This window comes from Chryseobacterium gossypii, from assembly GCF_041361455.1.
GTDB classification, from domain to species: domain Bacteria; phylum Bacteroidota; class Bacteroidia; order Flavobacteriales; family Weeksellaceae; genus Chryseobacterium; species Chryseobacterium gossypii.
In genome coordinates, this window is sequence record NZ_JBGCUR010000025.1 from 1 (window position 1) to 23738 (window position 23738).

Sequence of the window (23738 nt, forward strand, 5' to 3'; positions counted from 1 at the left end):
GATATTCCAAGTAATGTAGACCTGTATGTTTATTTTAACACGCTGTAGTTTAAAAATTTTTATTTAACGTTTTTGAATTAAATTTTGTTGATATTTTAATCCAATCAGTATTTGGCCTGGAATCTATATGCTTATTTTGTCCTGTTCTGAAATGCTTTATATTAAACTAATTAGAATAAAAATTAAAACAAACACTGTGTTCCAGCCTATTAAGAAGAAACCTTATAAAGGTTGATAAGAATCGGAGTTCATTACTTACAGAAAAAAAGCAAGGAATCTTATCGGCAAACTTAGAGCCTGTAAAAAGTACGGAATAATTACATATATCTGGGGGCAAAAACTGTCTATTTGTAAATAACATTATGGCTATATGAATATCCCGGCCTTTGGCCGGGATATTTTTTAACTCTGCATTATTCCGGCATTTTTCAATTTGGATAAGAGATTATTGAAATCACTACGGAGTGTTGCAATGTCTACAGCGGATGAATCGGCCTGGCTGATTGACTTTGTAATAGGTGTCTCAGTGATCATTGGCTGGCTATTCGCGTCATAATAATCTGAAATATTTATTGTAAAATCATCGGTATATCTTCCGAGCACTTCAACAACAATATCCAGAGTCCATAAAAGATTATTATTATCAAAATTGCTTTGTGCAAAAGTAACGGTGGCTTTATTATTTTTAATATAAAGTCCTGTAGAAACCGGAAGTTTTTTAAAATCATTCAGCGTTCCGGTATAGGTAATTGGCTTAACATCTGAAAGGGACATGATCTCAGTCTTTAACTGTGTGGAATCATCCTGAAACCAATAGCCACTTGTTGTGATTTTCAGATAAAGATCACTGGCCCCAAAATCAGAAGTAATGTTATCAAAAGTAATATCTATAAATTTTCCTGAGGGGATTCTTTCATGTTTGAAACTTTTAACCAGCTTATCACCTTTAGTTCTTCCGGCTACGGAAACCATTGGCCGCATTCCCGTAATCTCTATTTTGTTGTTGTAAGCCTTTTTAAGATAGGCTTCAGCATTGGTATAATAAATATTGTTAGAATTCAGATTCGTATTGGTATTAAACTCTTCAGTATTATGAAATACGTTATCATGGAATTCCACAGATCTGTCTTCAGAACCATATATATAGAGGAAGCTGGCTATTGATGCAAAATTGATAAAAGTATTGCTGAAAAACCGGATACCATTTTTATATTGTCCGATTATAACAGCCCCTACTACATCTCCGATAAAACCGGTGCCAGCGTCACGATAGATATAATTGTCATATATAAGCGTTTCACGGCATTTTTTGTTGAGGTAATGAGGATATTCATTCTCCAGGTTAAAATTAAAACTATAGGTAGGAGACAGATAAACTCTGTTGCCATAAAAATGCTCACCACCACCGCATAATCTGATGTTGGAATCGTAAAAATTGTTATTGTAGATAGTATTGTTACAACTTAATGCGAACTCATCGGGAGCTACAAAAAACGGATTATTCTTGAAAACACAATTGGTTACTACGGCATCATGAGTGCCTACGTGTAAAGCAAGCCCATCACCTAAATTATCAGCAAACAGGGCGCCATCAATCACTGTATCGCTGCTCCCTCTTCCAAAACCATAAGGACTAAGATCGCCTTCTTCTATATCAATTCCGTTTTTAGGGGCTGTTCCATATGTCTTTCCGCTATTGGTATAGGAACCTCCTATTATTTTCATTCTTCTGGTATCAAGAATAGAGCATCCTTGTCTATAGCTATTGTCCGCATGGCAGTTTCTTAGTATGCCGTCTTCATTCCAATTATTTAATCCGATAGGATGGAATATATCATCAGAAGTAATAATAAAGCCATCCATACAAGTATTATTTGATCGGCAATTAATGAATTCCCACTTTTTACTTGAGCTGATTTTAAATCCGGATTGATTGTTGTAAGGATAATCATCCCCTCCGTTAGGCATTCTGGTACTTTTGGAACCATCGTAGTTAAGATCTTGCACCCTGAAATTATTACACCTTAAAAATTCAAATCCTCTGGCATTATTAATAGGGGCGTTATTCTGGTGCGCTTTTACAAGAGCACCATTTCCATAGATAATGAAATCTGATTTATTTTCGAAGCTGAAAAAAATTGGCGTTCCTATATTTTCATCTCCTGAATATTTTCCATTCACAATACCATATCTGTCATAAGTACTGTCTCCCTGCAGATAAGTAGCATTTTCAAATACTATGATAAAATTACTGGCAGGAAGAAAGTTGATCATTCTTCTTATGGCAGGGGCATCATTAGTTACTCCATCTCCTTTTGCACCGAATCTTCTGGCATACACTGTTCTGTTTGTCAGCCAGTCAATATCTACATACAAGTCATTTCCTTTTGATCTGTATATAATTCCGTCAGGGTTGGCAGTACCGCTTTGAATTTTTTTAAAGTTTACATTTTCAAGTGTATAGCTGTCTACCAACTGTACGAGGTCATCACTGGGAAACGTACTTCCCACAGCAAAAAAGTCTTCTGTATAAATCATTTTGTTTAGTGTTAAAGTTATTATTTTACAATTCTTGCAAGAATATCTGTTTGATCAAAGCAAAAGTATATGATAACTACGCCATAACTTGACGTAATACAAATGAAAATGTCTGCAGAAAAATTATTATAAATAATATTTCATATGAGCAATTAATTTCTAAGGGCTATTGGATCAAAAGCTCCAGTAGGTGTTCGAATTGATCATAAATACTGATTTTTTTCTTTACGAAAGCAGAAATAACGTATTTTTGAACCTATATCTGATAAAACGAATGAAAAGAAAAGTTCTTATCATCTATACCGGTGGCACTATTGGTATGGAGAAAGATTATGAAACCGGAAGCCTGCGCGCATTTGATTTTGGAAATATTTTTGAAAAAATGCCTGAAATGAAGTTGATGGAGTGTGAGGTCTTTGTACATCCCTTTGCAGAACCGCTTGACTCTTCAGATATGGGGCCGGAAGAATGGAAAATTATAGCCCATTATATCCATAAAAATTATGATCAATATGATGGATTCCTGATCCTCCACGGAACAGATACCATGTCTTATACCGCCTCTGCACTGAGTTTCATGCTAAAAGGGCTCAGAAAGCCGGTGATCCTGACCGGATCTCAACTTCCTATCGGAGATTTGCGAACCGATGCCAAAGAAAATCTTTTAACAAGCTTATATTATGCAAGCCTGTATGAAAATGACGAGGCAGTCATTCAGGAAGTTGCCATTTATTTTGAATATAAGCTGCTAAGGGGAAACCGGACATTGAAATACTCTGCAGAATATTTTGATGCTTATGCCAGTCCAAACTATCCCATTCTCGGACAATCCGGGGTTCATTTAAATATCATTAAGGAAAATCTTTACCGGAGTACTTCTGATATTGAATTCCATGTGGATGATCATATTTCTGAAAATATTCTGTTCTGGAGGATTTTTCCGGGGATGCATTTAAGTCACTTTAAAGAAGTTCCAAAAATGAAAGTGCTCATTCTCCAGGTCTTTGGTTCCGGAACTATTTTCAACAATGAAAAAACCCGGGAAACCCTTCAGGAAATCAGAGATAATGGTACTGAGATCGTAGTGGTAAGCCAATGTATTTCGGGAGGTATTTCTTTCGGGAAATATGAAAACAGCAATATTTTTTCACGGATCGGGGCTATCAGCGGAAAAGATATTACTGCCGAAAGTGCCATTACAAAAGCGATGCACTTAATTGACAACCCTAATTACAGTGGGACGTTCGCTGAGAATTTCACCAGAAGCCTTTGTGGAGAAATTTCAGAGTAATTATTGAACAAATAATTTGTTAATTCAATAAATTACTTTATTTTTGCAATCTCAAAAAGAGAGGTGTCCGAGTGGTTGAAGGAGCTACCCTGGAAAGGTAGTATACGGGTAACTGTATCGAGGGTTCGAATCCCTTCCTCTCTGCATTATTCAGACAAAACCGGTTGAAATCAACTGGTTTTGTTGTTTTATGAGGTTTTGTTGTTTTATGAATTTGAGGGGAGTGATTAGGGAAGTTTTTATAGGTGGTTTTGTTATAATTTATTCTTGTATATTGAATAGATTCTTTTTTTTTCGTTAATGTTTTGATGATTATTTAAATCTTAGTCTTATTCGTTTTCTATAGAATTTTAGCTAATGAATAAAATTCTATACCTAAATAAAAAAATGATTTATTAAGATTATTAAAACTTGATTAAATTTAGCTGATTATTAAATAAATATGGAATTAAAGTTTATAGGACAAGGTTTAAATCCGGAAAGCGACATGACCGCAGGGAATTTTATCATAGACTCATTAGAAAGCGAGAAATATAATTCATTCAATGCCTTTGTTGCTTTTGTTAGCACAGGCGGACTTAGAAATATAATAAACCAACTGCATTCTTTTAAAGAAAATGGTGGCGAAATAAAATTGTATTGTGGGGTTAATTTAAATGCAACTTCAAAAGAAGCATTGGAGCAGTTGCTTGAACATGGAATAGAATCTTATGTTGTTTATTCACCTAACAATATTATTTACCACCCAAAGATTTACGCTTTTGAAGGAAACGAAAAAAAGCGTGCTATTATTGGTTCATCAAATCTGACTGAAAGTGGTTTGTTCCAAAACATAGAAGCGTCCGTTTGCGTAGATTTTGATAGTGATGATGAAAACGGGAATGAATTTTTGTCTGACATATATGACCACTTTAATGCTGTCATCAATCTAGAGCATCCAAGTTGTCAACTTCTTACACAAGAAGTTTTAGATATTCTTGTGGAGAGTAAAGTTGTTTTACCCGAAATGGTAAGCAGAGTAAAGAATAATAAAATTAATAGGGAATTTACACAGAAAGAGCAAAATGCTAATACAAGACTGCTTCAGTTATTTGGAAAAGTAAAGCCAAAGCGACCACCTAAAGGTTTTAGAAAAACAGTTGTAAAAAAAGAAATGGTCGAAGAAGTAACTTCTGAAGTGAGAATTGTTGAAGAAACTACAGAATTGACAGCTGGTGCAATGTGGATTGAAACAGGTTTGATGACAGGTGGCTCAAGAAACATTCTTGATCTTTCCAAAAAGGGGAAGTTAGATGGAGTAAATAAATTTGGAAGTGTGAGTTATTTTGGGATTGACCCTGAAAATGGAAATGAAACTAAAGATATTAATATAATTTTTGGAGGAAAAACTTATATAAGTAATCGTATATTTTATACAGATGGAAATAGTAATTGGAGGATTCGTTTGAATGGTAAAACAGAAGATGGAAAAAAACTTACAACTTTTTCCATTCCAAGTTTGGGTCAAAATGGTGGATTTCAAAATAAGATTTTACTTTTCACAAAACTAAATAATGATGATTTTCGACTTGAAATTTTAGAACAAGATGATATGCCACGACTAATTGAAAACTCAGTTGACTGGGCTAAAGGTGGCAGTGGAAATGGTAGAGCTTATGGAATTATTGCTGAATAATTTTTTTTTAATTCTAGATTAAACCATTTTAAATCTTCTTTTGAATATTGCTTTTGAAATGCTGAAAGAACTAGTTCTACTTCTAAATGATTTAACTTGTAAAGAAGCATAAACAGTAAGTCAATCTTTCGGATAAGTTCAAAACGACTTTCGTTTATTGGTGTTTTCAAATCTAAAGTTTTAAATAGCGGATTCAATCGAATATCATTTTGTAGAAGAGAAAAAACTAGCAAAGAAATATGTTGCTTAAAGGAAGCTTTACTTCCATTAAAAGTTATAATACTTGTAATTTGTTCAATGTTTGGTACAGGCATTTGGTTTATAACCGATTGTGTTAAATCAATTCCACTTAACTTTTTCTTTAAAATAAAGTCAAAGACTACGGAATTGAAGAGTCCACAGAGGTACAGTAAATTATTTGCATTCGTAGTTAGAAATTGTACAGACTGCGATGCAGGAATAAAAGGTAAAATAGTTGCTATACAAGTTCTTGAATTAGTTGCGGATGTTAGGCTTCTCCATGCCAACATAAATTTCTCTTTGTGATGTTTTGAAAGTTGCAACCACTTTTCAGTATTTATAAAGAATCTGGATTCTGGGAAACTATTTTTTTCTCTTTTTGTGTTTTCGTCCAATAGCACTGAAGAAGATTTACTTCCATATCTCAATTCATCATCAATACCATTGAAGCCAGAATATTTACCATCAAATTGATTGAAGAATTTTCCTTCATAGATAGGTGTGTTATCATCTGACTTTCTCTTTGAAATGAATTCAGAATGACTAGTTAAATGAACAATTCTTCCAAATCTGACAGAGTCAAAAATATTTTTGAAGAATGAAAACTCATGAGAAACTCTAAGAAGAAAGTTGGCTTCACTTTTTGTGGAAAGATTTGGGAGCATTCCGGTAAACGGATTGAGCAATTTTAATCTGTTATATGACAGTTCAATATTAGGAACAATAGTTTCAATTTCTGTTATAACGCTAAGATTCATTGCAACTTGAAATTGTTTCTTATAAGCGTTTCCAAGCAAAAGAAAACAGAATCTTTCTCTGCTATCAATGTTAAAAATCTTTTTGCGGTTAATAAAATCATAAACTGCGATGACAAGATTATTTTTTGTCATGAACTGAAACAGTTTTTGATTTACCTGACTTGTTACAATTGCACTTTTCAAAACTAATCCGACAACTCCTCGTTGTGTTTTGAGTTTAATTGCAGCATTTGTAAACAAAGCGTAAGTGTTCAATTCCCCATTGTTTGATAATTCAAAAAAGGAATTTCGTTTTAAATCCTTCTTAGTTTTTTCAATTTGCAATTGAAACTCTTTTGAAAACTCTGCCAAATGTTTATTTCTTTCAATTACTTCTGTTATTTCAGTTGTACGACTTGCTTTGAAATGATTGCTTGAAATTGAAGGAGAATAAAGAGCAAAGAACTTCTTTTCTTCAAAACGAATTTTTTCCCAAGGAGGATTTCCTAAGACGATATCATATTTTTTAAGTTTGTTTTTGCTAATTGAAAGTTTCTCATGATAAATAAACCCACTTGCGAAAGTATCAATTTTTAGACTTTCATTAGTAGGAAAGTCAGTAACCAAAAGAAAATTACCGTGGACAAACCTTTCTGAGAATTCTGAATAATCTTTAGGTTGGGAAATTCGTAAAAGTAAATTCAATTTTGCAACTTCCAAAGCCAAACAATCAACATCAAACGCTGAAATATTTTTTGCAATGGATTTTAATAGTTGGTTTTTTCTATCAATTGGTAATTGAAGATTGTGGGCAACCGTTTCAAAATATTGCAATATTTCAGTTAAGAAATTACCTCCACCGGAAGAGAAATCAGCAAAAGTGATTGAAGGAATTTTATTAAGCACAGATTCATTAACAATTTTGGCAGACGACATCTTTTCAATCCCAAAATTGATGTGAAAGAAGGTGTCAATTGTTTTTTTAGTAACTGAGTTAGCTAATTCGGCAGGTGTGTAGTAACTGCCTAATTTGTTTCTATAGTTTTTTGCGTTAGAGGTTTTTGTTCCATTATTCTCATTTTCAGACTCTATTCCTAACAAGGTTTCATATAGTGTAGGTATATCAATTGACTCAAGATTAATTAAACTACATAGTTTTTCATCAATCAGTTTAGTAAGAAATGAATTGCATTGGGAAATAACTAATGAAAACAAGTTTTTATCTGCAAAAGTGTTTGTCAGCCAGTCATTGGTTGCTTTTACAATCTTGCAATCTTCTCTCTTTGGATTATTTTTTAAATAAAAAATACAAGCGGTAAAAATCGCTTTTGTTTTAAATCTTTCTTTATTAAGTTCAATAGGATTTATTATTTGCTGATTGAAGAAGCATTTTGAAAGATATTCTTTCAAGATATTGGTATATATTTCCAGTGCTTTATCCATTATGTAATTGACCTACTGTTAAAAATTCCTTCGATAATAAAACCAAAGGTTTGTTGAAGAAACTGGCTTTGTGATGTTGCGATAAAATTGTATAAACAGTTGCTGATAAGTTCGCCTGATTTCTTAGAAACGGATAATTGTTTTCTAATTGTTTAATTAAACTTACAATATTGATTTTGTCAGACTTGTAAATTGAAATTTGCTTAATTCCCATCTCATTCAAAATAATCTTGTGAAGCAAATCATTGAAGTATTTTGCTTTTGTTTGTTTGAGCTGAGTAACATTGTTTTTAATTAAATCAAGAATTGTTATTGGGTTCACATCCAGCTTATAGGATAAATCTTCAAATATTGATTCACTTCCTACAGAATAGCCATTTATTGCACGGCTTTTAGAAAGACAATTCAAATCAATATTTCCTGACAGAAGAAAATCTAGTTTTTCAACGTCTATTTTCAATGATTTCCTTTTGTTGAAAAATGGAGATTCTCCTACAACACTTTTTATTTCATTTAATTCCTTTGGATTAAATTGATACTGCTTTCTAATTTCCTTTTCAATTTCTGATTCAAGTTGTAATCTCCGGAAATCATTTTGGATATCAGATAAAATCAATGTTTCGATATAATTGTCAATATCTTTGATACTAGAGTAATTAGAGTGTTGAAACTCGAAATTTGGCAACTTGTTCTGTAGATATTTTTCCTTTAACTCTAAACATTTTTTACTTCGTGTTGAAATATATTTAGAATCGAGAATATTCGGGGCAACGGGAATTTTAGAAATATATCCTGCACTTATTGTAAACTTTGGATTAATTAGTTTTAGCAAAAATGTTGCAACTCTTGAATTAAGAAATGCAAGGTGAGCATATTTATCTCCTTTCAATACCTGGATTCCAGGGCCTGATGCAATGAATACCTGAGTTTCTTTAAGTACTCTCACATTTAATCCCAAAGTTCCTGTGTCACTATAGACAAGTTGTGTTGTAGCAATCTTGTCGATATTTCTCAATGCGCTTCCTTTATTCGCTTTTACCTTTTCAGCATTCTTACCCCAATACACTTTGTAATAATTCAAACCTGCCCATTTGCTAAATCCCCCTCCTTTGCTCACCAATTTCCAGTCAGGACTTCCATTAACTTCCCATGCAAACTTTACAAACTCTTTGTTGCTTCCTGTAGAAGTTCCCTGCATTGGATTCCCAAACTCAGCATAATGTTTCAAGTGCTGTATATTTTCAAAACGATGCTCTAATTGATAATTGAATTCAATATTTTCATTTTTTAGAAACTGGTTTTGGTTCAATTCAAAGGTTAATTGGCTAGGGAATTTTTTATTTGAAACCAAATCTCTTTTCTCCGAAAGGTTGCAGTTCTTTAAGTTGAAAAATTTTGTTGACTCGGAGCGACTAATCAAGCAAAGAGCAACATTAGTCTTTTCTCCGTTTATATCTCCAAATGCATTGCTACCCAAGTCAACACATTTTTTGAGAGTCTGCTTTGATAGAAAAAAAATTCTGAAATCTTTGAAAGATGACAAATACATCCAGTTATTTTGAGAAACAATTCCTAAAACATCATTTTCATTCATAGACTGAATGATTTTTTGAAGAAAAGAAACACACAAGTCGCCCTTGCTTTCAGGAAAAGTTTGTAGAATAAAGTCTTTCAGTGAAATATCCATATCCCTTTTTCCCATGAATGGGGGGTTTGTAACAAAAACTTTAACTTTCTTTTCTCTATTTATTTTATCCAATTGAGATTTGAAAGTTGAATTAGCAATTTTGTTTGAAGTAATAGTTTGGTTCAAAAAGCCCAACTTATCATTTGGATCCCCTCCGTAAATTCTTATCTGTGTTTCTTTTGAAGGAATTGCATAGGTAGATGCTTTTACAAACAATGAAAGGGATGCAATTTTTGAAAGGTTACTATCCAAATCATAACCGAGAATTGCATAATTTAAAATTGTATCAACAATCTTTTGATTAGACCAATCTTTAAATGACTTTTTATAAATACCAAAAAGTCTTTCAAAGGAATAGTTCAGGAAATTGCCACCACCAGAAGCACAGTCGATTAAAACTACATTTTGAATCTCATTTTTTTCAAAACTTGAAAGCGATTCATCAACCAAGTATTTCACCATATATTTATCAGTGAAAAATTGAGTGGTAAATAATAACTCTGCATTTTCAATTTTTGCTTTGTCTTTTCCAAGTTTTTTAAAGGCTGCTTTCTCTAGATCTCTTTTCAAAAATTGGTATGACCAAGAGATAATATCGTCAATATCTATATTAGGATTTTCAAAAGCATCTTTTAGTTTTTCAAAAGTTACACTAAGTAATGCTTTATCTATTTTTTTTTCTATTTCTAAAAATGTTTTATAAAGGTCAGGGAATCTTTGACTGATGATGTGAATTTCATCGCTAAAATGAGAATGGAAATCTGAATAGATTGATTGGATATTTGTATTTCTACGAAGAGTCAATGTTGCTATCAGAACTGAGAAAAATATACTCAAATCCTGGATAGGAATTTCTCTCTCAATAGGAGTCAAACATCCGATGAATTGAGTTATAAGACTTTTTATTTTCTGCTTCACAGTTATTTCTCTTTTGACTTTTTTAAGTATGTAACTAATTGTTCGTTGACTAATTGTATTGCTTGGTACGTTGTTTCGGTTAAACCATATACTTTCAAAATTTTGTCAGCTGTGTGCTGAACTTTAAGGCTCGCTTCTGATACTTTGTAAAATTTAGCAAGTCGCTTTAGCTGTTCAGAGGTTGGTAACCTTTCGCCACGTTCAATTTTACTTAGCATAGGAGAGTCAATGTCAGTTCCTTTTGACACTTGATAAAGTGTTTCTTCTCTCCCTTTTCGGAGTTCTCTAAGATACCTACCTAACTTTGACTGCTGATTATTCATTTGTCAAAATATTGACTTGTCAAATTTTGACAAAAATAATAATATTATCCCTAATATATTCAGATAAATTGAAATAATTTAAAATTCGATGTAATTAATAGCAAATGCAGATTTGCTCAATTAGAGATGGGAATGTAAATTTAAATGTCTTAAATTATAATTCCCATTATCCTTTTCAATTGTATTTTAATTATAGTTAATTATTCCTCAAAGATATGACTAATAATTGTATCGATTAAAAAGTTGATTGTTAGATTTACTCAAAAAGAATTAAAATTTTATCAAGGTCGATATGAAAAATTAAGGTATTATCTAAGCAACAAGATAAAAAGCTGTGGAATAAAATGTTTATAAAATTTAAGAGAGAAATTAGTTTTTATGAAAGCATCCTCATAAATTGGAAGTGATAAGAATCTTAAGTGGAATGTTTTTGAGAATGATTTTGTGAAATGATATATAAATTTGATAGTCGTAGATAATCGGATTTATATAAAATTTAGTATGTTCAGGTTGTTGTCTTAAACATATTATTTTCAGGTATTTGCATCCTGGGCGAGCCATCCGGAAGTGATATATACAGCAATAGCCTGCCTGAATATGAGGTATATTCCAGGTTTAATGCTAGACCTTTGTAAAGTTACCTTTGATTTTTATAAATTAGACGAAATTTTTCCGGACAAGCCGGAATAAATGGTTGTATGTATCCCAAAATAAAGAGAAAATACAAAAGACCAGCTAAGAAAGACAAAAAAAGAATAGCTCTTTCGGAAAAAGAACAGGATTATAAACGATAAAAAAGAAGTTGAAGAATACATGGAAAGCCTGGCACAGACCTTTGAATATCTAAAACAGTTTCTGACAGAAGAAAGACTAAGGAAAATCGAATATTTTTCCCGGGAAAGCTCAGATTTTGTTCTTCCTGTAATGGAAGACGTATATCAGTTTCGAAATGCCGCGGCAATTATAAGATCAGTGGAAGCCTGTGGCTTTCATAAAGTGGTGGCTATGGAAGAGGAAAATGTATTTAATCCGAACCTTACCGTGACCAAAGGCGCTGAAACATGGGTGGAGGTAGAAAAAATGCCTAAAAATATTGCTTCATTACAGGAAATTAAAAGCCGGGGGTATAGAATACTTGCCGTTTCACCTGAAAAGAATGCAGTGATGCTTCCTGATTACCAGATCAAAGAGCCTGTTGCCCTGGTTTTTGGAACTGAACTGGAAGGAGTTTCCGAAGAAGTTCTTGACTTTGCTGATGAAACCCTGGCGATACCCATGTATGGATTCACCAAAAGCTTCAATGTTTCTGTAGCAGCAGGAATTTGCATGTATGAACTGAAACAGAAGCTTCTCAATTCCTCCATAGCTTATAAACTTTCTGAAGATAAGCTTCTGAAAATGAAGATCCGTTGGGCTGTGAATTCCATCAGAAGCGGACAGGAAATCCTGGACCGTTATTTATCTGAAAGCGAATAGAAAGGGCGAGAATATACAAACTCTTTATAGGATCTGTATATTATATTATTATTCTATGGGATTTTGTATCGCTGAATTTTGATATCAATTTATCTCACTCCGCTTTTATCCGTTATCAGCATATAATTCCGGGCAGCAACAAATATTCCGGCTGTTTCCGTTCTCAGTCTTTGGTTACCGAGGGATACCGCTTTTACGGCGTGCTGAGCCAAATATTGAATCTCCTTTTCAGAGAAATCACCTTCGGGACCGATCAGGAAAGTATAGCCAGCTAAATCTGGAACGCTGTCCAGCTCAATTCTATTCAGATTTTCATGACAATGAGCTACAAAAGTCTGTTCGGGATGTATGTTTTTTAAGAAGTCCGTTAGTTTTGTTAAATCATTGATAATCGGGAAATGGAATCTTAAGCTCTGCTTGGATGCTGCAATAGCCTGCTTCCTGATCTTATCAATATTGATATTTTTACGTTCCGTCTTTTCGGTCTGTAGAAAGGTTATTTCAGAAATTCCCATTTCAACAGCTTTTTCCACAAAAAATTCAATCCTGTCAATATTTTTTGTCGGAGCAATGGCAATATGAAGTCTGGGATTAAAGTCCGGAATATTTCTTTTTATATCCGAAGCTGCTAAGCCGGCTTTTTTTCCCTCTAAAACTAATTTTCCGAAGGCGACATTCCCTTTTCCGTCTGTTACATGGATCTCTTCTCCGTCTCTCATACGAAGAACCTTAACAATATGCTGCTGTTCATCATCATTAATGATAACCTTACCTTCTATTTGCCCGTAAAATAGCTTCATTTCCTGTTAAATTGTGTTTATGCTTGATTTATGAATCGAGGTCCTGAATGCGATCCATTGCTTTTACAACCGTATTCTACAAGTCATATTTTGCTGTAGCCGTTGTCCTTAAATCCGTAAATTCTCCCCTTTCGAATTTCAGCTGGGCTACCATGGCGATCATCGCAGCATTATCAGTAGTATATTCGAATTTGGGAATATAAATGTTCCAGCCGAGCTTCTGTTTATTCTCTTCCATGGTCTTTCGTAATGCGGAATTGGCCGAAACCCCACCAGCAATGGCAACTTCATTGATGCTGAGCTCTTTCGCTGCCTTCTCCAGCTTATTCATTAAAATATCAATGATTGACTTCTGGACAGATGCACATAGATCATTAAGATTGTCCTTGATAAAGTCGGGGTTCTTTCTTACTTCTTTCTGTATAAAATACAACACGGAAGTTTTGATCCCGCTGAAAGAATAATCATACTGCTCCATCTTGGGTTTGCTGAACTGAAAAGCATCAGGATTGCCCTCTTTGGCCAGCCTGTCGATAATAGGGCCGGCAGGATAATCCAGGTCAAAAATTTTCCCGATCTTGTCAAAGGCTTCACCGGCTGCATCATCAATGGTCTTGCCAATGATTTCCATATCAAAATAATCTTTTACCAGTACGATCATGGTATGGCCTCCGCTTACTGTAAGGCATAAAAACGGAAATTTTGGCGGCACAGGATTTGCATCCTCAATGAAATGGGCTAAAATGTGGGCCTGGAGATGGTTTACTTCAATCAGGGGAACGTCAAGGCTCATTGCCAGAGACTTGGCAAAAGAAGTTCCCACAAGAAGGGAGCCTAATAACCCGGGACCGCGTGTAAATCCTATCGCAGAAATTGCATTTTGTTGTATATTTGCTTTAGTCAGAGATTTTTCAACGACAGGAATTATATTTTGCTGATGCGCGCGCGAGGCCAGTTCCGGAACTACTCCTCCATATTCTTTATGGATTGCCTGGTTCGCAGCAATATTGGATAAAATAGAATTCCCCCTGATGATCGCTGCTGATGTATCGTCACAAGACGATTCAATACCTAAAATTATAGAGTCGCTCATAATAATGGCAAAGTTAGAGAATAATAACGAGAATGAAAATAAAAAATCAGTAGCTGAAAACTTGGGTGATCAGGTGCAAAAAACTGTTGAAAATGTAGAAGAAAAAGTAAAGGAAACAGTAAAAGAAGCATCTGAGCTGGCTTCAGATGCTATTCATCATCCTGTGGAAACGGCCCAGGAGTTTGGAAAGCAGGCTGCAAAAGATGTTACAAGCTATTCCTGGTGGGCGAAGCTTTTATTGATTCTTTTCTGGCTGGGGCTTGCATTGGTTGCAGGTGTACTCATTACCATTAATCTTCCTGCAACAAAACAATGGGCGGCAGATCAGGCTTTGCAGATTGTCAATAAAGATTTCAAAGCGGAAATGTCTACGGAAAGTGTGGAAGTAGACTATTTCGGGGATGTTACGATCAAAGGATTAAAAATTAAAGATTATAAAGGCTTTGAATTTATTAAAGCTAAAGAGTTCCGGGCCAATTCTGATTGGATGGCTCTTGCTGCAAATGCCATTTCAGGGAATAGCAATTCTTTGAGTTTCAATGCGCTTACCCTTGTTAATGCCGATGTTAAGGTCATTACCTATAAAGGCGATAGTATTTCAAATTTTATCCGCTTTACAAAATTGTTTGACAGTGGTAAAAAAAGAGATCCAAATAAACCACCTTTCCAGTTAAATTCCCGGGTACAGATCATAAACTCCAAAGTTTCTATCGTTAATCAGAATTCCCCGGGGGAAAACGGGAAATGGCTTATTGCCCATAACGTTAATTTAAAAGCTCCGAACGTTAAAATAAATGGAGTTAATATTTCTGCGTTGATCAATAATTTTTCTTTTGTAACAAAAAGATGGGGAAAATCCCATATTGTAGACACCTTTTCTACTGAACTTTCCATGACAGAAGATTTCCTGTCTCTTAAAGATCTTACCTTGAATACGGATCATTCATTGCTGCAAGGCAATATTAAATTCAATCTTCATAACGGATCATGGGCCGATTTTGCAGATAAGGTACGCTGGGATATGGATATTCGGCAGGGAAGCCAGCTCAGTGGTTATGACATCAGCTATTTTGTGACCAACTGGGATAACTATGTGCCGTTCAATATTTCCGGAAAGATGACCGGGCCATTGAATAAATTTCATCTGGATAATTTCCTGATCTCAAATCCTGACGTAAATATTGCTACCCGGACCATGAAGGTAAATAATATCCTGAAAGGCAACTTTTTGATTGAAACCAATGACCTTTCCACAGATTTTACCTATAAGGACCTGAAAGCGATGATGCCGTCTTTCATCTCTGTAAAAATGAAAAACTTTGCCGATGACTTCGGAAAACTCAAATATAATGGCGCAGCAAGGGTAGATCCCCGTCAGGTCTATATCCCGAACGGAAATTTAATAACCGGAATTGGCCAGGCTAGGATCACAAAATTCACCCTTACGGACTACAGCTCTGCCTTACCTAAATATGCAGGATATGCTGAAGTGAAGGACCTGAATACGTCAGTAATCACCAAGAATAAATCTGTCGGTCTGATTTCTGGTAATTTTGATGTCAACGGGCAGAGTTTTGATGTCAATACCATGCGTCTGACTACAAAGTCCCGGATATCAAGCATTGAGATCATGAATAAGGAGATCAACAACCTTTACCTGGATGGTTTGCTGGATCATAAGAAATATAGCGGGCTTATTACCATAAATGACGAGCAGGCTAAGGCAACCATAAAAGGATTGATTGATTTCAGTACGTCAAAAATTGCAATGGATGTAAATGCCGATGTGAACTATCTGAATATGAATTATTTCACCGATAAGCCCGGAAACCAGATAGTAAGCGGACAGGTAACGGGGAAAATGTCAATGACTTCAGTAGATGACCTGAATCTGGACGTTGAAGCAAATAATATAAACTTTGCAACAGCCACCCAAAAATATATCATCCCTAATGCCAAGATAAAAACATTTATAGAGAGCGGAAACAGAGTGATCGATGTGGATGCTCCCGGAGCTGTGAACGGAAAGATCTCAGGAAAATACAACCTGGCAGATCTGGCAGGAATGGTAGAGAACGGATTGGGTAAGATTTTAGTAGGCCCGCCGCCAAGAAAATTGTACAGAGGACAAAGCTTTGCCATGAATTTTGATGTCCAGCAGGGATTGGTAAGCTATTTTATGCCGGAGCTGAAGCTGGCAAAAGGAGCAAAAGTAGAAGGACAGTATGATGGAAATTCAAATAATCTGATCCTGAATCTGGATGCCACCTCTTTGAAGTATATTATGACCAGGACTGTTGAGATCACTGAAGCCGATAAAGCTTTAGCGGCCGCTAATCCCGCATACAAAATCAATGAAAGGGACAATATCACACAGGATAGCGCAATGGTGGATAGTGTGATGGTAAGGATCAATACGGCCAACCTTGATGAACAGATCTATGCCAGGATCAACAGGGTGGAGTATAATAAAAATATCATCAAAGATCTTACATTAAGCGGAAGAAATGAAAATAATGCGGTTCTCCATTTAGCTACCCGGTTTAAACACGGGAGTCCGGAAGATGAACTGGATGATAACCTGAAAGATTATGCGGTGAATGTGAACCAATCCACCAATGAGGCAGGAGATTTCGTATTCAGGTTTGATCCTACCGAAGTGAAATTCAATAATGTTACCTGGGCCATAGATACAAGCCCGGAGTTTGATCATTCCATAACCTACCGTAAGAAAACAAGTGACTTTGACATCAGGAACCTAAGGGTCTATTCTGAAAACAGTGCCTTGCTGATCAAGGAGGCCCAGTTTAAATCAGCCAAAGACTTTTATATAGATGCCGACATCAATGATTTTGCTATTGAGAAATTATTGGAAATGCAGTCCGGAGGAAACTCAATGAATATCAAAGGGCTGGCTAACGGCAGCGTGAAGATCAGGATGGATAAGAGTACACTGCAGCCGCTGGTGGATGTCACCATTGATGATATCATGATGAATGGCAATAATATGGGAGACATTACCATTTCTGCCACCAACAGTTTTTCATTGAACGTATATGATGTTGACGTAAAAGTTACTTCTGCGGGGGTTCTGGGGAATAACAACCTTCATTTGACAGGAACGGTAAACAACAATACATCTTCTCCAACAATTGATTTTACGGCGGAAATGCGCGATTTTGATCTTGCCTTCGCCCAACAGTTTGTACAGTCTGTGTTCGGGAACCTGCGGGGAAAGGCAACAGGGGATCTTAAAATTACAGGAAAATTAAGCGATCTTGATTACAGTGGAGATATTGCAATGAAAGGATTTGGCCTGAAACTTCTGTTTACAGGTGTGGACTATTCATTTGATGATACGGTGATACCTTTATCAAAAGGTTTGGCGATCCTGAACAATATAGAAGTTCATGATGGAAGAAGCAATTCTAAGGGAACCATTTCCGGAGCCATCCAATTTGAAACCCTTTCTTCAATGGGAGTAAACCTTGTGATGAGGGCTGATAATTTATTGATGCTGAATACCACCCAGAAAGATTTTGACCTGTTCTGGGGAAGGGTGTATGGCCAGGGAGACCTCTATGTTGACGGACCTGTTTCAGGATTGAGCCTGTCGACCCCGAATATGAAAGCCCTGAACGGAAGTACCTTCACTTTTAATTCAGGTTCCACCTCTAATGTGGAAGAATTTAAAATGTTGAGGTTTCTGAAAGAAGGAAAAGACGGGCTGGTGACTCTGGAAGAAAAGAAGAAGTCCGGGGCGAATATGAACATAGATTTCAACCTGGATGTTGACAAAGGAACTACGGTAAATGTGCTGGTAGGAGATGATGTAGGAAGCATTACGGTGAAAGGAGCAGCGAGAAATCTCAGATTCCAGATGGACAGACAGGGAAGCATAGCCATGAGCGGAACCTATAGGGTGGATAACGGGACCTTTGTCTCCAAGGCGATTCTTAATAAAACCTTCCAGATTGAGAAAGGTAGCAGCATCCGTTGGGATGGTGATGCCATGAAACCGGCTCTGGATATTACAGCCAACTATGTGAGAATGGTATCTAATGCCGGTGAATATCTTAATATGGGAAAACTCCAGCCTATCAGTATACTGCTTCAGGCTAATATTACACAATCCCTTGTAAACCCGAAAGTGGACCTTAATGTCTCCGCTATGGATGTTTCCAGCCAGGTAAAAGAAACCCTGGCCGCTAAAATGAGCCAGGAAGGTGAAAAGGTGCTTCAGTTCGGTTCTGTATTGCTGTTAAGCAGCTTTAACGTATCGAATACAGGAGGTGTGGATGTGGATGTGGCAGGTGTTGCCGAATCTTCCGGTTACAATATGCTTTTAAAGCAGCTGGGCTCAGTACTTAATACCATGAGTAATGAGTTCCAGATTGACCTGAATTATGTGAAAGGAGACCAGTATTCCAATACCGGCGACCGGGCGAATGCAGGGGTAAGCTTTGCCCTTTCCCCAAGAATAAAAGTTAAGACCGGACTCGGGATCCCCTTAACCAAAACCGAGAATACGGAAGCTAATTATTTGTCAGGAGAAGGGACCGTTGAATATGATATCTCCAAAAAGAATGATGGAAGTCTGATTTTAAGAGGATACTCCAAACCTTCCAATATCGGTATGATTGCCGGAGCCGGTACCAACGGTTCTGCTAATCAGGCGTATGGTGGAGGTATTGTTTGGAGTAAAAGCTTTAATTCTTTATTTAAAAGAAAGAAAAAAGATAAAAAACAGACGGAACCTAAAGCGGAAATAAAAACAGATTCTACAAAATCAACAGACAAATAATTGAAAATTTTTAATGATTTTTATCATCTGTGTTAATTATTGTTAATATTTAAGATAATTTTTTTAGTTAGATTATTTTTTATAAATTTGCAAAAAATACATTGATTTTTTAAGAAAATTGTAATTTAACTAATATGAACTATCAACTGGACGAAATAGACAAGAAGATTCTTGATTTCTTGGTAGAAAATACAAGAATGCCTTTTACTGAAATTGCTAAGCAGATGGATGTTTCTGCAGGTACAATTCACGTAAGAGTTAAAAAGATGGAGGATGCAGGAATTATTTTGGGATCATCTCTTAATATTGACTATGGTAAACTAGATTACCATTTTACAGCTTTCATAGGAATCCTGTTAACTAAATCCAACCGCACACAGGAGGTTCTAAAAGAGCTGTCAACCATTCCGAACGTTATCGAAGCAAGCGTTATTTCAGGAAAGTATAATATTTTCTGTAAGGTAAAGGCTAAAAATACGGATGACGCGAAAAGAATTATTTATCAGATAGATGATATACAGGATGTTATGAGAACTGAAAGTATGATTTCTATGGAAGAATACCTAAGTGATAAAAACAGATTGATCAATGCAATTTCTGTATAACAAATAGTAAACAAATAAATATTAAAGAACTTATGAAATTCCTCATAAGTTCTTTATTTTTGTACCTATGGAAGAAGAATACAGTTATTTTGATAAAGACCCGAAGAAAGGTTGGGGATTTATCTTAACGTTGGCCTCCCTGGCACTTTTTACAATAATGGGAACGGGCATTGATGTTGATGAATATCTGCAACACGATTACCTTAACATCCCGGAATGGTATTTTTATGTGGTTTTTGCAATGGATGCCTTAATGGTGGTCAGCCTAATCCTGATGTTTTTTTACAGGAAGATCGGGATATTTGCATTTCCGGCTTTGCTTGTTATGCATTTCTTTATGCACAACTATTATTTATCGACATTCTTATATACGGACGTCACCAACCTTTTTCTTTTCACAGGATTTGGAATGCTGGCGATCATTCCGAAATGGAAGTTTTTCAGATAATTTCATATAAAAATAAAAAAGTCCCCGGTTAAGGGACTTTTTTATTTAATGAATAATTTTTAGTTTAGTTAGCTAAAACTCTTTTTACGGCTTCTTTTACCGCGGCCGCATCTATTTTATATTTCTTCATCAGTTCAGCCGGTGTTGCAGATTCCCCGAAAGTATCGTTTACTGCTACAAATTCCTGTCTTGTAGGCCTTCTTCTTGCCAGCATTCCGGCAATGGATTCACCTAAGCCACCAAGATAATTATGCTCTTCAGCTGTTACGATTTTTCCTGTCTTCTCTACGGATTTTAAGATAATCTCTTCGTCAAGAGGCTTGATAGTATGGATATTGATCACTTCGCAGGAAATACCTTCTTTTTCAAGCTCATCCGCAGCTATCAAAGATTCCCAGACAAGGTGTCCTGTGGCTACAATGGTTACAGCGGTACCTTCCTGCAGCATGATCCCTTTTCCGATTTCAAAAGGCATGTCTTCCGGAATGAATACCGGTACGGCAGGTCTTCCGAATCTCAGGTATACAGGCCCATCATGGTCTGCGATAGCGATAGTGGCAGCTTTGGTCTGATTGTAGTCGCAAGGGTTGATCACTGTCATTCCCGGAAGCATTTTCATCATCCCGATATCTTCCAGTACCTGGTGGGTAGCTCCGTCTTCACCCAGAGTAAGACCTGCATGGGAAGCGCAAATCTTCACATTTTTACCTGAGTAAGCGATTGACTGGCGGATCTGGTCATAAACCCTGGAAGTGGAGAAGTTGGCGAAAGTTCCGGTGAAAGGGATTTTTCCTGTAATGCTAAGACCCGCAGCAAGCCCCATCATGTTCGCCTCTGCGATTCCTACCTGGAAAAATCTTTCAGGTGCCTTTTCAATGAATTTTTCCATTTTCAGGGACCCGATGAGGTCTGCACAAAGTGCTACCACATTAGGATTTTTGTCAGCTAGTTCCGCCAATCCGGCTCCGAATCCTGAACGTGTATCCTTTTTTTCTGTATAGGTGTATTTCATTTTTATTTTTTAATCGAGGTTTTGTAAATAAGTAGTTAATTTCTTTTGATCAGACTGATTCAGTTTATCATGAATTTCATTGAAGTATAATACTTCCCGCCGGATTTCATCCAAAGTTATTTTAATACTTACGGTATTACCATAAGACTGGGTAAGATACATGTCGCACATCTGTCCTACATAGTTTTTCAGGTGCTTTTGTAATTCCTGGTTATTGAATACGGGAAGATCCTTTTCAAAATTCCTGCAGTGCTTAGGAAGCCCCTTCCACAATTTATCATTTGAGAGGGTGCTGATGGCCAGGCCTTCGCTTTCTTTACTTCTTTTATACTCTGATACATAATCCGGAATGCCGTAATAATCACTGTCCAGGCTTGGTGCCGTTACAGAATCCACTACTGCCACCGCAGAATCTGCATACACTTCCTGCTGATTTCTATACACCATCGTAATGGAATCCAGCTTCCTCTGCTGTTCGGTCATCGTTTTTTTGTGATCAAACAGGACAAAGTCTTTGGAGTCTTTCATGGAAGTTAAAGCAAAATACTCTTGGTCATATGTTTTCTCTGGTCCGGCCTTCAGGATAAGCCCTTTTATACCGAAACCTTTAAGCCTGGCTCTTTTCTCATATTGATTGAGAAGACCGTTTAAAACAGAAAAGTTATTGTAAACCGACTTGTCATCAATACATAGCTTCAGATTGTCATCCTTTGTATTTCCGTCTTTGGATCTGTAAGTGATCAAATAATGAGAGCAGGGCATACCCAGGATGGTTTCTCTGGTATCCAGTTTCTGGGTTTCAAGGGTATATTCATCCTTATCTTCATAATCATAGCTTCCTCCGGATCCATACAATAAGGAATTGAGCCTGAACGAACCTGTAAGGCGGCTGCTGATTTCCGGAGAAACAGCGCTTGTGCCCAATCCGTCCGTATAATAATACAAAGGAATATCGTTGAAAACTACCTTGGTAAGAAATTCATTATTGTTGCTGGCATAAATTTTCAGCATTACAGAAGAAGTATTCTTATTCGTCATCTGATAGTTCAGTTCTTTGGTAAAAGAGATTTTCTTTTCCTGTGCAATTCCAAAGAGGGAGCTGATAAGAAGGCAGATGAAGAGGATCTTTTTCATGAATAACTTGATAATGTGATACAGATATTAGTAATCAGAAGGAGCTTCTAAATATAATTGCTTGAAAGCTGTTTCCAACTGCTCATCGTTAGGGGCTTTTCCATGCCATGCGTGAGTACCCATCATATAATCCACACCATACCCCATTTCTGTATGAAGAATAATTGCTACAGGCTTTTCTTTACCTGTTTCAGTTTTTGCTTTTTCAAGAATTGCGATCACCGCTTCAAGATCATTACCGTTTTTCTCTTCCAAAACGGTCCATCCGAATGCTTCAAGCTTGGCATGCAGATTTCCCAGGCTTAATACATCATCGGTATCACCATCAATCTGACGCCCGTTGTAGTCAATTGTTGAGATGATATTATCCACTTTTTTGGCTGCTGCAAACATCAATGCTTCCCAGATCTGGCCTTCCTGTAATTCGCCATCTCCGTGAAGGGAGTAAACAAGAGCATTATCTCCGTCTAGTTTTTTGCCTAAAGCGACACCAAGCGCCACGGAAAGGCCCTGTCCTAGAGAGCCGGAAGCAATCCTCACACCAGGCAGACCTTCATGAGTTGTAGGGTGACCCTGAAGCCTTGAATCCAGCTTTCTGAACGTTCTCAGCTCATCTACAGGGAAAAATCCAAACCTTGCTAACGTGGAATAGTAAACCGGTGAAATGTGCCCGTTGGAAAGGTAGAAATGATCCTCATTCTTACCTTCCATAGTGAAAGGAAGATTATAATTCATTACTTTACCGTAAAGTGCCGTAAAGTATTCCGTACAGCCTAAACTTCCGCCCGGATGCCCTGAATTGACAGCGTGAACCATTCTCAAAATGTCTCTTCTGATTTGCGTAGTAAGAGATTTTAACTCTTCGATACTTTTACTCATTATATCTGATTTATTTGCATGCGAATTTACAATTTTTTAATGGCTTACGGAAATGTAAAATCCGGGCTTAAGACCCGGATTCTGAATTATTTGATCTGAATCATTGTTTTTAGCAGCCTTCATTGATATAAACAGACATTTCCTCAACAATATTGTCAACTATTTTGAAGGTCAGCGTAGTCCCGGCATCAGAGTCATTCAGAATAAAGTTGCATACGTTTTTCTGTATATTGCCTTTGTCATCCCAACCAGGATATACACTATAGCTGGGATAATTTTTATAGGCATTGATAACGTCGTCCTTTGTATTTCCAACGCCTATCCCGCTTTTTGTTTTAAATTTCCTGCTTGTTGTAGAAAGACCTGTGATCATCAGTTTGCCGGTTTCCTTGCCCTGATTGTCATAATCCGGGGAAGCGGCGATCAGTATGGTCTCTCCATTATATTTGACGAGATTCTTTAATTCATAATCAGTCCGTTTTAGTTTAGGACCCAGTTTATCGGTCTCGTCACTTTTCATGAAGATACGGTAAGGCCCTATCCTTAAAGTCGAAATTTCAAAATCCTGTGCAGAGATCAATCCGAAGGTGAACAGGCATAATAAAAGCAGAATAATTTTTTTCATGGTTTTTATA

General features: G+C 36.3%; 16 protein-coding genes and 1 tRNA gene. 7 read left to right on the top strand and 10 right to left on the bottom strand.

The features are described from left to right. Positions 1-402: 402 nt before the first annotated feature. On the bottom strand, positions 403-2538 hold the full coding sequence (locus tag ABMQ40_RS13025) for a hypothetical protein (RefSeq protein WP_370900289.1): 2136 nt from the start codon (positions 2536-2538) through the stop codon (positions 403-405). A gap of 274 nt (positions 2539-2812) precedes the next feature. On the opposite strand from ABMQ40_RS13025, the gene ABMQ40_RS13030 reads away from it, so the two are divergent. The 3 genes from ABMQ40_RS13030 to ABMQ40_RS13040 all read left to right on the top strand — a co-directional run bounded on the left by ABMQ40_RS13030 (position 2813) and on the right by ABMQ40_RS13040 (position 5504). Then, a complete protein-coding gene (locus ABMQ40_RS13030) occupies positions 2813-3829 on the top strand; it encodes an asparaginase (protein WP_370900291.1) in 1017 nt (338 codons plus the stop codon). Positions 3830-3886: 57 nt separating this feature from the next. After that, positions 3887-3973 (top strand) — tRNA-Ser (locus tag ABMQ40_RS13035). A gap of 298 nt (positions 3974-4271) precedes the next feature. After that, the gene (locus ABMQ40_RS13040) at positions 4272-5504 is read left to right on the top strand and encodes a phospholipase D-like domain-containing protein (protein ID WP_370900293.1); all 1233 of its coding nucleotides are present in this window, start codon (positions 4272-4274) and stop codon (positions 5502-5504) included. Here ABMQ40_RS13040 and ABMQ40_RS13045 read toward each other — a convergent pair. The 3 genes from ABMQ40_RS13045 to ABMQ40_RS13055 are packed head-to-tail and all read right to left on the bottom strand — an operon-like array spanning position 5483 to position 10852. After that, positions 5483-7924, bottom strand: a complete 2442-nt coding sequence (locus tag ABMQ40_RS13045; protein ID WP_370900295.1) for an Eco57I restriction-modification methylase domain-containing protein — start codon at positions 7922-7924, stop codon at positions 5483-5485. The two genes, ABMQ40_RS13040 and ABMQ40_RS13045, sit on opposite strands and share 22 nt — an antisense overlap. Then, positions 7917-10529, bottom strand: coding sequence for an Eco57I restriction-modification methylase domain-containing protein (locus tag ABMQ40_RS13050; protein WP_370900297.1), 2613 nt, complete (start codon positions 10527-10529; stop codon positions 7917-7919). Before ABMQ40_RS13050 ends, ABMQ40_RS13045 begins: the two co-directional genes overlap by 8 nt. 2 nt (positions 10530-10531) lie before the next feature. Beyond that, positions 10532-10852, bottom strand: coding sequence for a helix-turn-helix domain-containing protein (locus ABMQ40_RS13055; RefSeq protein ID WP_370900299.1), 321 nt, complete (start codon positions 10850-10852; stop codon positions 10532-10534). A gap of 813 nt (positions 10853-11665) precedes the next feature. Between ABMQ40_RS13055 and ABMQ40_RS13060 the strand changes: the two genes are divergently transcribed. Further along, positions 11666-12328, top strand: a complete 663-nt coding sequence (locus ABMQ40_RS13060) for a TrmH family RNA methyltransferase (RefSeq protein WP_370900301.1) — start codon at positions 11666-11668, stop codon at positions 12326-12328. An 89-nt stretch (positions 12329-12417) separates the two neighbouring features. Here ABMQ40_RS13060 and ABMQ40_RS13065 read toward each other — a convergent pair whose 3' ends face one another. Together ABMQ40_RS13065 and tsaD are read right to left on the bottom strand one after the other, a co-directional pair. Then, positions 12418-13128 carry an RsmE family RNA methyltransferase gene (locus tag ABMQ40_RS13065; RefSeq protein WP_370900303.1) on the bottom strand — a complete coding sequence of 237 codons (711 nt, stop codon included), beginning with the start codon at positions 13126-13128 and terminating at the stop codon, positions 12418-12420. 76 nt (positions 13129-13204) lie between these two features. Further along, positions 13205-14221, bottom strand: a complete 1017-nt coding sequence (gene tsaD / locus ABMQ40_RS13070) for a tRNA (adenosine(37)-N6)-threonylcarbamoyltransferase complex transferase subunit TsaD (protein WP_370900305.1) — start codon at positions 14219-14221, stop codon at positions 13205-13207. A 4-nt stretch (positions 14222-14225) separates the two neighbouring features. Here tsaD and ABMQ40_RS13075 point away from each other — a divergent pair, with 4 nt between their 5' ends. From ABMQ40_RS13075 to ABMQ40_RS13085, 3 genes are all read left to right on the top strand, one after another. Continuing rightward, positions 14226-19025 carry a translocation/assembly module TamB domain-containing protein gene (locus ABMQ40_RS13075; RefSeq protein ID WP_370900307.1) on the top strand — a complete coding sequence of 1600 codons (4800 nt, stop codon included), beginning with the start codon at positions 14226-14228 and terminating at the stop codon, positions 19023-19025. Between the two features lie 134 nt (positions 19026-19159). Then, on the top strand, positions 19160-19630 hold the full coding sequence (locus ABMQ40_RS13080; RefSeq protein ID WP_027379287.1) for an Lrp/AsnC family transcriptional regulator: 471 nt from the start codon (positions 19160-19162) through the stop codon (positions 19628-19630). A gap of 67 nt (positions 19631-19697) precedes the next feature. Beyond that, positions 19698-20078: a hypothetical protein gene (locus tag ABMQ40_RS13085; protein WP_370900309.1), complete on the top strand. Its 381-nt coding sequence runs from the start codon at positions 19698-19700 to the stop codon at positions 20076-20078. Positions 20079-20142: 64 nt separating this feature from the next. Here ABMQ40_RS13085 and ABMQ40_RS13090 read toward each other — a convergent pair whose 3' ends face one another. The 4 genes from ABMQ40_RS13090 to ABMQ40_RS13105 all read right to left on the bottom strand — a co-directional run bounded on the left by ABMQ40_RS13090 (position 20143) and on the right by ABMQ40_RS13105 (position 23728). Continuing rightward, positions 20143-21090 carry a transketolase family protein gene (locus ABMQ40_RS13090; protein ID WP_370900311.1) on the bottom strand — a complete coding sequence of 316 codons (948 nt, stop codon included), beginning with the start codon at positions 21088-21090 and terminating at the stop codon, positions 20143-20145. A gap of 9 nt (positions 21091-21099) precedes the next feature. After that, entirely contained in the window at positions 21100-22224 is a 1125-nt protein-coding gene (locus ABMQ40_RS13095; protein ID WP_370900313.1) for a hypothetical protein, read from the bottom strand. Between the two features lie 27 nt (positions 22225-22251). Further along, complete coding sequence (locus ABMQ40_RS13100) at positions 22252-23136, bottom strand: transketolase (RefSeq protein WP_370900369.1); 885 nt, start codon at positions 23134-23136, stop codon at positions 22252-22254. A 76-nt stretch (positions 23137-23212) separates the two neighbouring features. Continuing rightward, positions 23213-23728 carry a hypothetical protein gene (locus tag ABMQ40_RS13105; protein WP_370900315.1) on the bottom strand — a complete coding sequence of 172 codons (516 nt, stop codon included), beginning with the start codon at positions 23726-23728 and terminating at the stop codon, positions 23213-23215. Positions 23729-23738 lie beyond the last annotated feature (10 nt).